This is a genomic window from Streptomyces sp. NPDC020958, assembly GCF_055562175.1.
The window spans coordinates 11,194-25,973 of the sequence record NZ_JBVHFU010000001.1; the positions used below are offsets into that span (position 1 = coordinate 11,194).

The window sequence follows — 14,780 nt, forward strand, 5'->3', positions numbered from 1 at the left end:
GTCCGCCCTCACCGACGGTGCAAGCCGGAGCCCTCGGGCGTCCGGCGAAGCTCTCAGGTTGAGATGACAGAGGGGGAGGCCGTCGGGGTACCCGTGCCGGGGTGCCCCTCGAAGGTCGCGTCAGACCAGGAGGCCTCCGCAATGACCGCCCACCGCCCCACGCTCTCCGAACTCGAACAGGGGATTCCCTTCGAGCAGCGTCACATCGGGCCCGACCAGGAGGCGCGGGCCAAGATGCTCGCGCAGGTCGGCTACGGCTCGCTGGACGAGCTGACGGCAGCCGCCGTGCCGGACGTGATCAAGAACGCCGACCGCCTGGAGCTGCCCGGTGCCCGCACCGAGGCCGAGGTGCTGGCCGAGCTGCGCTCGCTCGCCGACCGCAACCAGGTGCTCGGCTCGATGATCGGCCTGGGCTACTACGGCACCTTCACCCCGCCCGTCATCCTGCGCAACGTGATGGAGAACCCCGCCTGGTACACGGCCTACACGCCGTACCAGCCGGAGATCTCCCAGGGCCGGCTGGAAGCCCTGCTGAACTTCCAGACCGCGGTCGCCGACCTCACCGGGCTGCCCACCTCCGGCGCCTCGCTGCTCGACGAGGGCACGGCCGCCGCCGAGGCCGTGGCCCTGTCGCTGCGCATGGGCAAGAACAAGAAGGGCGTCTACGTCGTCGACGCGGACGCGCTGCCGCAGACCATCGCCGTGATCCGGACCCGGGCCGAGCCGACGGGCCTGGAGGTCGTGGTCGCCGACCTCGCCGACGGCATCCCGGCGGACCTCGCCGCGCGTGAGATCAACGGCGTGCTCGTCCAGTACCCCGGCGCCTCCGGTGCCGTACGCGACATCAAGCCCGTCATCGAGCAGGCGCACGAGCTCGGCGCGCTCGTCACCGTCGCCGCCGACCTGCTCGCGCTGACCCTGCTGGCCTCGCCGGGCGAGCTGGGTGCCGACATCGCCGTCGGCACCACCCAGCGGTTCGGCGTGCCGATGGGCTTCGGCGGGCCGCACGCCGGCTACATGGCCGTCCGCGAGAAGTTCGCGCGCAGCCTGCCCGGCCGCCTCGTGGGCGTGTCCGTGGACGCCGACGGGAACAAGGCCTACCGGCTCGCGCTGCAGACCCGTGAGCAGCACATCCGCCGGGAGAAGGCCACCAGCAACATCTGCACCGCCCAGGTGCTGCTCGCGGTGATGGCCGGCATGTACGCGGTCTACCACGGCCCCGAGGGGCTCAGGGCCATCGCCCGGCGCACCCACCGGTACGCCACCGTCCTCGCCGCCGGGCTCACGGCAGGCGGTGTCGAGATCGTGCACGGCGCCTACTTCGACACCCTCACCGCCCGGGTGCCCGGCAAGGCCGCCGAGATCGTCGCCGCCGCCCGCGAGAACGGTGTCAACCTGCGGCTCGTCGACGCCGACCACGTCTCCATGGCCTGTGACGAGACCACCACGCGCGCCCAGCTGGCCGCCGTCTGGGCCGCCTTCGGAGTCGAGGGCGACGTCGAGGCGCTCGACGCGGTCGCCGAGGACACGCTGCCCGAGGCACTGCTGCGCACCGAGGGCTACCTCACCCATCCCGTCTTCCACGACCACCGTTCCGAGACCGCGATGCTCCGCTACCTGCGCAGGCTCGCCGACCGGGACTACGCGCTGGACCGGGGCATGATCCCGTTGGGCTCCTGCACCATGAAGCTCAACGCGACCACCGAGATGGAGCCGGTCACCTGGCCCGAGTTCGGCCAGCTGCACCCCTTCGCCCCCGCCGAGCAGGCACAGGGCTATCTGACGCTCATCCGGGAACTGGAGGAGCGGCTCGCCGAGGTCACCGGGTACGACAAGGTGTCCCTGCAGCCCAACGCCGGGTCGCAGGGCGAGCTCGCCGGGCTGCTCGCCGTACGCGCCTACCACCGGGCCAACGGCGACGCGCAGCGGACCGTCTGCCTGATCCCGTCGTCCGCGCACGGCACCAACGCCGCCAGCGCCGTGATGGCCGGGATGAAGGTCGTCGTCGTGAAGACCGCCGGGGACGGCGAGATCGACGTCGAGGACCTGCGGGCGAAGATCGAGCAGCACCGGGACGAGCTCGCGGTGCTGATGATCACCTACCCGTCCACCCACGGTGTGTTCGAGGAGCACGTCGCCGACATCTGCGGCCAGGTCCACGAGGCCGGCGGCCAGGTCTACGTCGACGGCGCCAACCTGAACGCCCTGGTCGGGCTCGCCAAGCCGGGGCACTTCGGCGGCGACGTGTCCCACCTGAACCTGCACAAGACCTTCTGCATCCCGCACGGTGGCGGCGGCCCGGGCGTCGGTCCGGTGGCGGTACGGGCCCACCTGGCGCCGTACCTGCCGAACCACCCGCTCCAGCCGGCCGCCGGGCCCGCGACCGGGGTCGGGCCGATCTCGGCCGCGCCCTGGGGCTCCGCGGGGATCCTGCCGATCTCGTGGGCGTACGTCCGGCTCATGGGCGGCGAGGGACTGAAGCGGGCCACCCAGGTGGCCGTGCTCAGCGCCAACTACGTCGCCAAGCGCCTCGAGCCGCACTTCCCCGTGCTCTACACCGGCCCCGGCGGACTGGTCGCGCACGAGTGCATCATCGATCTGCGGCCGCTGACCAAGGCGACCGGGGTGAGCGTCGACGACGTCGCCAAGCGGTTGATCGACTACGGGTTCCACGCACCCACGATGTCGTTCCCCGTCGCGGGCACGCTCATGATCGAGCCGACCGAGTCCGAGGACCTCGGCGAGCTGGACCGGTTCTGCGACGCGATGATCGCCATCCGCGCGGAGATCGACAAGGTCGGGGCGGGACAGTGGCCCGCCGACGACAACCCGCTGCGGGGCGCTCCGCACACGGCCGCCGCGCTCGGCGGGGAGTGGGAGCACGCCTACTCCCGGGCTGAGGCGGTGTTCCCGGCCGGGGTGTCGCCCGCCGACAAGTACTGGCCGCCGGTGCGCCGCATCGACCAGGCCTTCGGCGACCGGAACCTGGTGTGCTCGTGCCCGCCGCTGGACGCGTACGAGGACTGACGCACAGGGTGTGAGGAAGGCCCCGCTTCGGCGGGGCCTTCCGCGTTCACGCCGGGTACGCGTGCGTCTGGCTCGCCTTGACCGTGGCCCAGACCGCGGCTCCCGGATGCAGGTCGAGTTCGGCCGCCGAGACCGTGGTGAGGTCGGCGGCCAGGGGGAGTCCGCCGGTCAGTCCGGCGCGGATCTGGTCGCCGTGCGTCTCCAGGCCGGAGACTTCGCAGCGCCAGAGGTTGCGGGCGCTGGTGCCCGTGGGGCGGTCCCGGAAGAGGGTCACCGCGCTCGGCGGGAACGCGACGAAGACGTCACCGGTCAGCTCCTCGGCGATGGTGATCGCGGGGCCGTTCGCGGTCTTCACGGTGTGGCCCTCGGCCCGGCCCCGGTAGAGGTTGAGGCCGACCAGGTGGGCGATGTAGTCGGTGCGCGGGTGACGGGCGATGTCGGCCGGGCTGCCCTGCTGGACGACCCTGCCGTCCTCGATCACGATCAGGCGGTCGGCCAGCACCATGGCGTCCAGCGGGTCGTGCGTCACCAGAACCGCCACGGCCTCGAACTCGGCGAGATGCCGGCGGAGCTGGGAGCGTACGTCCAGGCGGGTGCGGGCGTCGAGGGCCGCGAGGGGTTCGTCGAGGAGGAGCAGCCGCGGGCGGGTGGCCAGTGCGCGGGCCAGGGCGACACGCTGGGCCTGGCCGCCGGAGAGGCGGCGGGGTTTGGTCCCGGCGTGGTCGGCGAGCCCCATCCGGTCCAGCCAGGCGGCCGCCAGCGCGCGGGACTCGGCCTTCGTCGCACCCTGGCAGCGCGGACCGAAGGCCACGTTGTCCAGGGCCGTGAGGTGGGGGAAGAGGAGGTAGTCCTGGAAGACGACGCCCACCGGACGGGATTCGGGGGAGGTGCGGTCCAGCCGCTCACCGTCCAGGCGGAGATGGCCGGCGGTGAGGTCGGTGAGACCGGCCAGGGCGCGCAGGGCGGTGGTCTTGCCCGCTCCGTTGGGGCCGAGGAGGGCGACGACCTCGCCGGGGGCGGCGGTGAGGGTGATGTCCAGGTGGAAGGCGGGGCGGGTGACGACGAGGTGGGCGTCTAGACCGGTGTCGGCCGCGGGCCGCGGCGGAGTGGTCATGGTGCTGTCATCCAACGGTCGCGCAGGCCCGCCAGGACCGCGATCGACACCGCCAGCAGGACCAGGCTGAGGGCGATCGCCGCGTCGGGGTCGTTCTGGAGGGCCAGGTAGACCGCCAGGGGCATGGTCTGGGTGCGGCCCGGGAAGTTGCCCGCAAAGGTGATCGTCGCTCCGAACTCGCCCAGCGCGCGTGCCCAGGCCAGGACCGCGCCCGCCGCGATGCCGGGCGCGACGAGCGGGAGCGTGACCCGGCGGAACGCGGTGAAGCGGGACGCGCCCAGGGTGGTCGCCGCCTCCTCGTAGCGCGGGTCGGCGGCGCGGAGCGTGCCCTCCACGCTGATCACCAGGAACGGCATGGCCACGAAGGACTCGGCGATCACCACCGCGGTCGTCGTGAACGGGAGCGTGATGCCGAACCAGGCGTCCAGCCACTGGCCGACGACCCCGTTGCGACCGAGTGCCAGGAGGAGGGCCACACCGCCGACGACCGGGGGCAGGACCAGAGGGAGGGTGACCAGCGCTCGGACGAGACCCCGGCCGGGGAACCGCGTACGGGCCAGCAGCCAGGCCAATGGCACGCCGAGGACCAGGCTCACCCCCGTCGCCGCCGTCGCGCTGAACAACGAGAGCTGGAGGGCCTGCCAGACGTCGGGGCTGGTCAGCAGGGCGGGGAGGCTGCTCCAGGGGGCACGGAGCAGGAGCGCCACCAGGGGCAGCAGGAGGAACGCCAGGGCCACCGCTCCGGGGAGGAGGAGCGGTAGCGGTACGGCGGTGCGGACGCGTCGGCTCCGCGGGCGGCCGGTTCGGGGGCCGACCGCGGCACCGGACTCGTCGGCCCTCGTCACGGCTTGAGGAACCCGGCCTGGTTCAGGACCTGCCGGCCCTCGGCGGAACGCACCAGTGCGATGAACGCCTGGGCCACCGACGGGTTCGGGGCGTTCTTCAGCAGGGCGATCGGATAGTCGTTGATCGTGCTCGCGGACTCCGGGAACTCCACGCCCTGCACCTTGCTGCCCGCGGCCCGCACGTCGGTCTTGTAGACGACGGCCGCGTCGGCCTCCTTGAGCACCACCTTGTTGAGGGCGGACTTGACGTCCTCCTCGTAGGAGACCGGGGTGAGCTTGAGCTTGCTTGCGGCCAGGGCCTTCTGGGCGGCGGCTCCGCAGGGCACCGTCCGGTCGCAGAGCACGACCTTGAGACCGGACCTCGTGAGGTCCTTGAGGGAGGAGACCCGGTCGGGGTTGCCCGGCAGGGTGGCGATCTCCAGCTGGTTGCGGACGAAGGTGGCCGGCGTGGTGGCGGTGTCCTTCTTGTCCGTCACGATCGCCATGGTCTTGGTGCTCGCGGCGGCGAACACGTCGGCGGGCGCGCCGCTGGTGATCTGTGCGGCGAGGGTGTCGCTGCCGCCGAAACTGAAGTTGACCGTGGTACCCGGGTGGGCCTTCTCGAAGTCGGCCTTCAGTGTCGTGAAGCTCTCCTTGAGGGAGGCCGCCGCGAACACGGTGATCGAACCCGACAGCTTGGGCGACGCCGACGACGAGGTGTCCGACGTGGTCGTCGCGGACGAGTCGGCGGCGGAGGTGGAGCAGGCGCTCAGGGTCAGCAGGGCCGCGATCGAGACACCGGCCACCCGGAAGATCCGCCGGGTCCGTCGCGCGGAACGGGTCATCACGAGTGAACTCCTCTGAGTCTTGTGAGAGCACTGTCGCGCCCTGCTGCGACCGGCCGAGGCCGCGTGATGATGATACTGCCGCATGTGCCAGGCGTAAGTCCCCTGTCGCATCGCATGAGCTGCACATCTCTGTCCTGTGCCTGGCATGTGCGTTCGTACGGGGGTGCGGTGCCCGGCGGCCGCCCGGACCGCGCGTGGGGCCGGTCAGACGCGGTCGATGTGCACGTTCGTCGACTTCACCCGGGCGGTGGCCTCCATGCCGACCTCCAGGCCGAGTTCCTCCACGGCCTCCCGGGTGAGCAGGGAGACCAGCCGGTGCGGGCCGGCCTGGATCTCGACCTGGGCGGCGACGTCACCGAGCTTGATCGCGGTGACGATGCCGGGGAACGCGTTGCGGACCGAGGTGTGGGAGGCGTCCTCCTCGCCGGCGCCCGCCTTGGCCAGCTCCACGGAGAACGCCGCGAGGTCCGTGCCGTCGATGAGCCGCCGGCCGCCCTCGTCGCGATGGGTGGCCATCCGGCCCGCGTCGGCCCAGCGGCGGGCGGTGTCCGGGCTGACGCCGAGCAGCCGTGCCGCCTGGCCGATCGTGTAGGAAGGCATGCGCTCACCATAGGGCCGGGTGGCGGGGGGTGCGGACGAGGGGCGGCGGTCAGCCGAGCCCGGACGCCTCCAGGACCGCGCGGGCGTTCGTGTCGTCGATCTCGTGGCCGAGGCGAGCCAGCACCTCGGTGCCCCGGCGCAGGGTGCCGCGCTCCAGGGAGCGCCGGACACCGGTGTCGAGCTCGTGCCAGAGCAGGGGGTTGGCGTGCAGGACACCCGGGTCGAGTTCCAGCCGGTTGCCCAGGGTGTCGCGCAGGACCAGATGCGCGGCGACGTCGCCGTACTGGCCCACGGAGACGAGGGAGTCGGTGCGGACCGTACGGCGGCGCAGCGGGCCGCGAACCGCGAGCCAGCCGGGCCCCGCGGTGACGCGGGCCGGCAGCAGCATGCCGAGGACGGTGGCCGAGAGGGTCACCCAGAGCAGCGCGCGGGCCGGGGTGAGGCTGCCGGCGTCCCAGTCCACCCCGACCGTGAGGCCGCCGAAGCCCGCGGCACAGCAGACGGCCAGGCGTGCGCTGCCGCGCCAGGTGCGGTCACCGGTCGCCCGGCCACCGGGTCCTCTGTCCTCCATGAGGCCGACGGTAGGGGCCGGTGGGCGCGGCGGAGCGACCGCTGACGGGGTTCTTATGCGGACTGACCGGTTATTGACGGGATTCTTACGACCTGGGGCGGGGGAGCCGGGGTGCCGGCAGGGAGCGGGTCAGCCCGTGTGGACGCGCGGGCGTCGGGCGCGGTCCGGCTCGGCCTCGCGCAGCACCTCCCGGGTGACCGGGGCGACCTCGCCCTGGCCGAAGAGGAAGAAGCGCAGGAAGTTCGCGAACGGGCCGCCCTCGGTCCACTCGAAGTAGATGTGCGGGATGACGCCGGTCGTGTCGCGGACGTGCAGCAGCAGGGCGGCCAGGGCGTTGGGGATGGAGGCCGACTCCAGGGTCAGCACGCGGTAGCGGCCGTGCAGGACCTCGCCCCGGACGGTGAGACTCGCCTCGAACTCGGAGGGGTCGGTGACGGTGACCTCGACGAAGACGAAGTCCTCCTGTTCGGGCATGTCGTTGTCGGCCCGGATCTGGTCGATCTTGTCGCGGTACTCGGCCTTGTCACGGGCGTCCGGCTCGTTGGCGATGAACCGGATCCTGCGGCTGGCCATGTCCCTGATGAACCGCTCCGCCATGTCGTCGAGGGTCACGCTCGTCACGCGCAGCTCGAAGGCCCGGGCCAGCCGCGACAGCAGCGACACCAGGATGATGCCGACGATGAAGCAGGCGCCGATCTTCACGCCGTCCGGGCGCTCGATGACGTTCACGACCGTCGTGTACAGGAACACCGCCGAGATCACCGCGAAGGCGACGGCCCACTTGTGCTGTCCGGCCTTGCGGGCGGCGATGGTCACCGCGATGGCCGCGGAGCTGATCAGGACCAGCACGCCGGTGGCGTAGGCGCCGCCCTGCGCGTCCACGCTGGCGTCGAAGATCCAGGTGACCAGGAAGGCGATCAGAGTGAAGACGATGACCATCGGACGCACGGCGCGGGCCCAGTGCGGGGCCATGCCGTAGCGGGGCAGGTAGCGGGGCATGAGGTTGAGCAGCCCGGCCATGGCGGAGGCGCCGGCGAACCACAGGATGCAGATCGTGGAGACGTCGTAGACCGTGCCGAAGGCGCCGCCCAGGTACTGGTGCGCGAGGTAGGCGAGGGCACGGCCGTTGGCGGCGCCGCCCGGCTTGAACTCGTTCTCCGGGATCAGCAGCGTGGTGATGAAGCTGGTCGCGATCAGGAAGACGCTCATGATCAGGGCGGCCGTGGTGAGCAGCTTCTTGGTGTCCCGGATCCGGCCGGTGGGCTGCTCCTCGGTGTCGCCCGGGTCGCCCTTGACGTGTGGCATGACGGCGACACCGGTCTCGAACCCGGACAGGCCGAGGGCGAGCTTCGGGAAGACGATCAGGGCGACGCCGACCATGACGAAGACGTTGCCGTGTTCCGCGGTGAGGGCGCTGGTCCAGTCGGTGACGACGTGCTCGGCGGTGACGACGTGCCAGAAGCCGACGATCACCACCACGACGTTCAGCGCGAGGTAGACCCCGACCAGGGCGACCGCGACGCCGATCGCCTCCAGGAAGCCCTTGAGGAACACCGCGCCCAGCAGAGCCACCAGGAACAGCGTGATGATCATCTGCTTGCCGTGCAGGAAGTCGGTCAGGTGCGGGTTCTCCACCAGGTGGGTGGAGGCGTCGGCGGCCGAGAGCGTGATCGTGATCAGGAAGTCGGTGGCGGCGAAGCCGAGCAGGGTCAGCACGAACAGCTTGCCCTGCCAGAAGGAGAGCAGGCGCTCCAGCATGGCGATGGAACCCTCGCCGTGCGGACTCTCCTCGGCGACGCGCCGGTAGACCGGCAGGGCGCCGGCCAGCGTGACGATCACGAGCACGATGGTCGCGATCGGCGAGAGCAGGCCGGCCGCGAGGGCGGCGATGCCCGGCTGGTAGCCGAGGGTCGAGAAGTAGTCGACACCGGTCAGACACATCACCCGCCACCAGCGCTGGCCCTGGTGCGGGGGTTCGGGCTGCGCGTGGGGGCCCGTGTGGCCGCCGCCCTTGCCCATGTCGGACAGCCCCTCCAGCATCCAGGCGCGCAGGCGGCTGGGAGAGGGGTGCTCGGTCGTGGCCATCGGGCGGGCTCCTGGGGTCCGGCGCGGTGTGGTGCGGGGGGCGGTTCGATTTCCGGCCATCACGCGGACGGCGGCACCAGCGTATGCAGAGAGTGACGCGTGGGCCCACGGATCAGTGGTGCCTGAGGCGTCAAGCTTGCGTTAAGAATGGCCTGGCGGGCGGGGGTGGGCAGCAGGAAAGGGGTGCCCGGAGGCCGGAACGGCACGTTCGGCTGTACGGGGGGCGGCGGCCGGGCGCGCGGGGCCGGACACCGAGCGTTATCCGTACGACTACGACACCTGCTTCGAACTCAGCGGGAGGTGCCAGCTGTTGCGCCGGTGTGCGGCCGCCAACGTGCGCTCCAGGGGCGAGGGCGGGACGGCCAGGACGGGGCAGCGCGCGTGGCGGAGGCAGTAGGCGGCCACCCGGCCCGAGAAGGCCCGGCGCCAGCCGCGCCTCCCGGTGCCGACGACCAGTACGTCCTCGTCCCGGCCGGCCAGCTCCACCAGGGCCGGCCCCGGGGCGCCGCGTACGACGAGGCCGTGCACCGGTGCGCCGGGGCCGGCGTCGCCGAAGACGTCCGACAGCACTGTGCGCAACCGGTGCCGGGCCAGCCGGTCCCACTCGTCGACCAGCAGTGTCGAGGCCGCGGACCGCCGCGCCGCCAGTTCGCCGCCCGGCGGCTCCCAGGCCAGTACCGGCCACAGCTCCGCGCCACGGCGCCGGGCCTCCGCCGCCGCCCGGCACAGGGCTGTGACGCTGCCCAGCGAACCGCTCACTCCGACCACGACCCGACCGGGCCCATGGGCGTGGTCACGGGACATGGACTCCACCGTTCCTCCACAGCTGCCCCGGGCTTCTCCCAGCGGAAGGTCGGGTACCCCGGCCCGTGATCCGTCACACTCCCCGTCAGATCCCCGTGGAGGTCGCCGCGTTCGGCGCGTTCGGTGCGGAACATCGGAGGGCTGCAGCCTCTCTCGTAAAGTTCGCCAATCTTGCCGAAACTTTCGGCATAAGGGTTCGACGGGTCCCGTCGACCGCGCGATGGTTCCCGCCCGCGCGGCACGACTTCGCCCGCCGCCCTCCCGTGCGCCGCTGCGGGCGCCCGCCGCCGATGCGTCCGCCCGGCTTCTCGCGGTCGAGACGTCCGACGGCTTCGTCCGGCAGGTCGGACGGGACGGTCCATCCGTCCGTCGAGGTGGCGGGCGCCTCCACCAGCCGGGCCGTCGCCACGGGCGCCGCCGGGGGCCGGGCCGCCCCCGGCTGGTTCGCCCACATGCCCATCAGCTGTTGCGCGACACCTTGACGCTCCTGATCCGCCTTTCTAGAGTCGCCGTTCGGAACGTTCGAGGAATATGCCGAATGTTTCGAAGATGCAGGGCGGGCACGGCCTCCAAAAGTTTCGAAGTTCCAGAGAACCATCGAACCAGGACGGCGTCGGTCGTCCCGTACCCCGAGGAGCGCATCATGGGCGACCCGGCACTGTCCCGTCGCGGTTTCCTGGCGGCCACCGCGGCTGCCGGCCTGGGTATGACCGCCCTCAGCGGCTGTGGCTCAGGCGCGGACGGAGGGTCGTCGGGGACCACCACCATCGAGTGGTGGAACATCTCCACGACCAGCCCGACGAAAGGCGTGTGGGCGGCCCTCGCCAAGAAGTTCGAGGCGCAGAACCCCAAGGTCAAGGTAAAGATCGTCCAGCTGGAGAACGACGCCTACAAGTCGAAGATGACCGCGCTGACCGCCTCGGGCAAGCTCCCCGACATCTTCCACACCTGGGGCGGCGGGGTCCTCCAGCAGCAGGTCGCCGCGGGGCTCGTGAAGGACCTCACCGACGCCACCAAGCCCTGGGCCGGCGGGCTGCTCCCGGTTGCCAAGGAGCCGTACCTCATGGACGGCAAGACCTACGGCATCCCGTTCGACATCGGCATGATCGGCTTCTGGTACAACAGGGCGCTCTTCAAGCAGGCCGGGATCAGCGCACCTCCCACCACCTGGAGCGCTTTCCTGGACGCCGTGAAGAAGCTGAAGGCCGCCGGTGTCACCCCGCTCGCCCTGGCCGGCAAGGAGAGTTGGACCGGCATGTACTACTGGGCGTACCTCGCCATGCGGACCGCGGGGATCGACGCCCTCAAAAAGGCCAACGACGACAAGGACTTCACCGGCGCCGGGCTCGTGCAGGCCGGACAGCACCTGAAGGACCTGGTCCAACTCCAGCCGTTCCAGAAGGGGTTCCTCGGCGCCGCGTACTCCAGCCCGACCGGCCAGGCCGCCACCGTCGGCAACGGCAAGGCCGCGATGGAGCTGATGGGCCAGTGGGCGCCGGTCGTGGAGGCCGACGCGGGCAAGGGCATCGGCGCGAACCTCGGGTTCTTCCCGTTCCCGGCCGTCGAGGGCGGCAAGGGCAGCATCACGGAGGTCTTCGGCGGCGGCGGCGCACACGCGCTGCGTGCCGGTGCCCCGCAGGCCGCCGTCGACTTCCTGAAGTTCTTCGCCTCCGAGGCCACGGACACGGAGCTGGTCAAGAAGACCGGCGTGATACCCGTCGTACCCGCTGCCGAGAGCGCGCTGACCGACCCCAACCTCAAGCTCGTACAGGCCCAGTTGAAGGCCGCCACCGGCTTCCAGCTCTACCTCGACCAGGCCTACGCACCCGCCGTGGGCCAGCAGGTCAACGACAGCGTGGCCGGCCTGATCGCCGGGTCCAAGTCGCCCGAGGACGTCACCCAGGCGATCACCAAGGCCGCGAAGGAAGAGCAGTAGGCCACCCGATGACCTCGACCTACCTGCCGGACATGAGGTCCGGACCGGACGCCGCGCCGCAGTCCCGGGTGACACCGGCCCGGGCGCGCTCCCGGCGGCGGCTGCTGCACTGGCTCACGGCGATGGGCTTCCAACTACCCGCCCTGGCGCTGTTCGGCGTCCTCGTCCTGCTGCCGATCCTGTTCGCGCTGTACGCCTCGTTCTTCCGCTGGGGCGGGTTCGGGATGCCCTCCGACTACACGGGCACCGACAACTTCACCCGGCTCTTCCAGGACGACGTCTTCCTCGGCGACCTCTGGCGCTGCCTGCTGCTGGTCCTGCTCTCGCTGGCGCTGCAACTGCCGTTCGCGCTCGCCATGGCGGTTCTGCTCAACCAGAGGATCCGCGGCCGTGCCGTCTACCGGATGCTGTTCTTCGCGCCCTACGTGCTCTCCGAGGCCATCACCGGTGTCCTGTTCGGCATGATCTTCGCCCCGGACCAGGGGCTCGCCGACCACGTGCTGGGCGCGATCGGACTGGACGGGCTCGGCGGGGAGTGGTTCTCCGACCCCTCCACCGTCATGGCCACCCTGTTCCTGGTCATGACCTGGAAGTACTTCGGCTTCCACATGATGCTCTACCTGGCCGGGCTCCAGTCCATCCCGGCCGAGCTGACGGAGGCCGCGACCGTCGACGGCGCCTCGCCCTGGCAGCGCTTCCGGCACGTCACCCTGCCGCTGCTCGCGCCCACCCTGCGGATCAGCGTCTTCCTGTCGGTGATCGGCGCCATCCAGCTCTTCGACCTGGTGTGGGTGGTCACCGCGGGCGGCCCCGACCACCACTCGGAGACCATGGCCGTGACGATGTTCCAGTACGGGTTCAAGCGATACCAGGTCGGCTACGCCAGTGCCATCAGCGTGGTCATGTTCGCCATCAGCCTCGTCTTCGGCCTCGCCTACCAGCGTTTCGTGCTCCGCCGCGACCTGGCGGGCGCCACCACGAACATGCGGGGGGACGGCGCATGAGCGACAGCCGCAAGACCGTACGCACACTTCCGCTGCACCTGGTCCTCGTCGTGGTCGGCGCCCTGATGGTCGTACCCCTGCTGTACGCCCTGCTGTCCGGGTTCAAGACGACGAGTGAGCTGTCCCGCAACCCGGTCGGGCTGCCCGAGTCCTGGGTCACCTCCAACTACACCGGCATCCTCGGCTCCGGCGCGTTCTGGCGGCTGGTCGGCAACAGCACGCTGATCGCGGTCGCCACCACCGTGCTCGTGGTCGCGGTGTCGGCGCTGGCCGCCTTCTCCTTCGCGCGGTTCGCGTTCCGCGGGCGGGAAGTGCTGTTCACCGTGTTCACGATGGGCCTGATGTTCCCCTTCGCGGTGGCCGCCCTGCCCCTCTTCCTGCTGCTGCGCTCGATGCACCTGCTGGACAACCCGCTGGGCGTGATCCTGCCGCAGGCCGCGTTCGGGCTGCCGATGACCATCATCATCCTGCGCGGCTTCTTCCGGGAGATCCCCGGGGAGCTGGAGGAGGCGGCCACCCTCGACGGCTGTGGGCCGTTCGCCTTCTTCTGGCGGATCCTGCTGCCGATGGCCCGGCCGGCCCTGGGCACGGTCTCCGTGCTCGCGGTCGTCACCAGCTGGAACAACTTCTTCCTGCCCCTGCTGGTCTTCACCGACTCCACGTGGTGGACCGTCCCCATCGGCGTGCAGCAGTTCCAGGGCCAGTACGCCACGGACTACGCCCGTGTGTTCGCTTACCTGGTCCTCGCCATGGTGCCCGCCCTGGCCTTCTACTCGGTCGCCGAACGCCAGCTGGTCGGCGGCCTCACCGCCGGCGCCACCAAAGGCTGAACACCCCTTCCACCCACAGGAGTCGTACGATGTCACGCACACGTCTCAGACTCGCCGGTGCCCTCGCGGCCGTGCTCGTGGCGGCCGGGATCGCCACCGGACCCGCCGCCCAGGCCCACGACCGGCAGCCCACCCTCGCCGAGCTGGCCCAGCGCCACGGCCGTTACTTCGGCAGCGCCACCGACAACCCCGAACTCACCGACACCGCCTACACCAGGCTGCTCGGCTCCGAGTTCGACATGATCACGCCAGGCAACGGCATGAAGTGGTACGCCACGGAGCCCCAGCAGGGCGTCTTCGACTGGACCGACGGCGACCAGATCGTGAACCTCGCCCGCGAGCACCACCAGCGGGTCCGCGCCCACACCCTGGTCTGGCACAGCCAGCTGCCCGACTGGCTCACCTCCCGCACCTGGACCGCCCCCGCACTGCGGGCGGTGCTGAAGAAGCACATCCAGACCGAGGTACGGCACTATCGGGGCAAGGTCTACTCCTGGGACGTCGTGAACGAGGCGTTCAACGAGGACGGCAGCTACCGCGAGACCATCTGGTACAAGACCCTCGGCCCCGGCTACATCGCCGACGCGCTGCGCTGGGCCCACCAGGCCGACCCGGGCGCCAAGCTGTACCTCAACGACTACAACATCGAGGCCGTCGGTCCGAAGAGCGACGCCTACTACACGCTCGCCCGCGAATTGAAGGCCAAGCACGTGCCGTTGGACGGCGTCGGCTTCCAGGCCCACCTCGCCCTCCAGTACGGCTATCCCGGCACGCTGGAGGAGAACCTGCGCCGTTTCGCCCGCCTCGGCCTGGACACCGCGCTCACCGAGGTGGACATCCGGATGCAACTGCCCGCGACCGACGAGAAGCTGGCCGAGCAGGCGACCTGGTACGCGGACCTGACCACGGCGTGCCTGGCGGTACGGCGGTGCGTGGGGATCACGATCTGGGACTGGACGGACAAGTACTCGTGGATCCCGGCCGTCTTCCCGGGAGAGGGTGCGGCCCTGCCCTGGGACGAGCAACTCGCCCCCAAGCCCGCCTACTTCGCGCTGCGCGCAGCACTCGGCCACAGGGAGTGACGGACCCCGGACGCACGTCGGGGCCGGTGCGCACCAGGTGTGCGTCCGGCCCCTT

General features: G+C 71.1%; 12 protein-coding genes. 5 read left to right on the forward strand and 7 right to left on the reverse strand.

The features are described from left to right. The first annotated feature begins 141 nt into the window (after positions 1-141). Complete coding sequence (gene gcvP, locus ACZ3KP_RS00065; RefSeq protein ID WP_358986378.1) at positions 142-3,027, forward strand: aminomethyl-transferring glycine dehydrogenase; 2,886 nt, start codon at positions 142-144, stop codon at positions 3,025-3,027. 46 nt (positions 3,028-3,073) lie between these two features. Here gcvP and ACZ3KP_RS00070 read toward each other — a convergent pair whose 3' ends face one another. The 7 genes from ACZ3KP_RS00070 to ACZ3KP_RS00100 form a co-directional block, all read right to left on the reverse strand. Then, entirely contained in the window at positions 3,074-4,141 is a 1,068-nt protein-coding gene (locus ACZ3KP_RS00070; RefSeq protein WP_467494999.1) for an ABC transporter ATP-binding protein, read from the reverse strand. Beyond that, positions 4,138-4,986, reverse strand: a complete 849-nt coding sequence (locus ACZ3KP_RS00075; RefSeq protein WP_467495001.1) for an ABC transporter permease — start codon at positions 4,984-4,986, stop codon at positions 4,138-4,140. Before ACZ3KP_RS00075 ends, ACZ3KP_RS00070 begins: the two co-directional genes overlap by 4 nt. After that, a complete protein-coding gene (modA, locus tag ACZ3KP_RS00080) occupies positions 4,983-5,810 on the reverse strand; it encodes a molybdate ABC transporter substrate-binding protein (RefSeq protein WP_467495003.1) in 828 nt (275 codons plus the stop codon). The genes ACZ3KP_RS00075 and modA overlap by 4 nt, the downstream gene beginning before the upstream one ends. A 207-nt stretch (positions 5,811-6,017) precedes the next feature. Continuing rightward, positions 6,018-6,413 (reverse strand): TOBE domain-containing protein, encoded by a 396-nt coding sequence (locus ACZ3KP_RS00085; protein ID WP_358986367.1) that lies wholly within the window; start codon positions 6,411-6,413, stop codon positions 6,018-6,020. 49 nt (positions 6,414-6,462) lie between these two features. Beyond that, positions 6,463-6,984: a hypothetical protein gene (locus ACZ3KP_RS00090; protein WP_467495005.1), complete on the reverse strand. Its 522-nt coding sequence runs from the start codon at positions 6,982-6,984 to the stop codon at positions 6,463-6,465. Between the two features lie 129 nt (positions 6,985-7,113). Beyond that, the gene (locus tag ACZ3KP_RS00095; protein ID WP_467495007.1) at positions 7,114-9,069 is read right to left on the reverse strand and encodes an APC family permease; all 1,956 of its coding nucleotides are present in this window, start codon (positions 9,067-9,069) and stop codon (positions 7,114-7,116) included. Between the two features lie 270 nt (positions 9,070-9,339). Continuing rightward, on the reverse strand, positions 9,340-9,873 hold the full coding sequence (locus ACZ3KP_RS00100; protein WP_358986358.1) for a universal stress protein: 534 nt from the start codon (positions 9,871-9,873) through the stop codon (positions 9,340-9,342). Between the two features lie 643 nt (positions 9,874-10,516). Here ACZ3KP_RS00100 and ACZ3KP_RS00105 point away from each other — a divergent pair. Genes ACZ3KP_RS00105 through ACZ3KP_RS00120 form a run of 4 tightly spaced genes read left to right on the forward strand, consistent with a single transcriptional unit; the run spans position 10,517 to position 14,725 of the window. Continuing rightward, complete coding sequence (locus tag ACZ3KP_RS00105) at positions 10,517-11,809, forward strand: extracellular solute-binding protein (RefSeq protein WP_467495009.1); 1,293 nt, start codon at positions 10,517-10,519, stop codon at positions 11,807-11,809. 8 nt (positions 11,810-11,817) lie between these two features. Further along, a complete protein-coding gene (locus ACZ3KP_RS00110) occupies positions 11,818-12,813 on the forward strand; it encodes a carbohydrate ABC transporter permease (protein WP_467495011.1) in 996 nt (331 codons plus the stop codon). Then, a complete protein-coding gene (locus tag ACZ3KP_RS00115; RefSeq protein ID WP_467495013.1) occupies positions 12,810-13,643 on the forward strand; it encodes a carbohydrate ABC transporter permease in 834 nt (277 codons plus the stop codon). Before ACZ3KP_RS00110 ends, ACZ3KP_RS00115 begins: the two co-directional genes overlap by 4 nt. 29 nt (positions 13,644-13,672) lie before the next feature. Beyond that, complete coding sequence (locus ACZ3KP_RS00120; RefSeq protein ID WP_467495015.1) at positions 13,673-14,725, forward strand: glycoside hydrolase family 10 protein; 1,053 nt, start codon at positions 13,673-13,675, stop codon at positions 14,723-14,725. Positions 14,726-14,780: the final 55 nt, after the last annotated feature.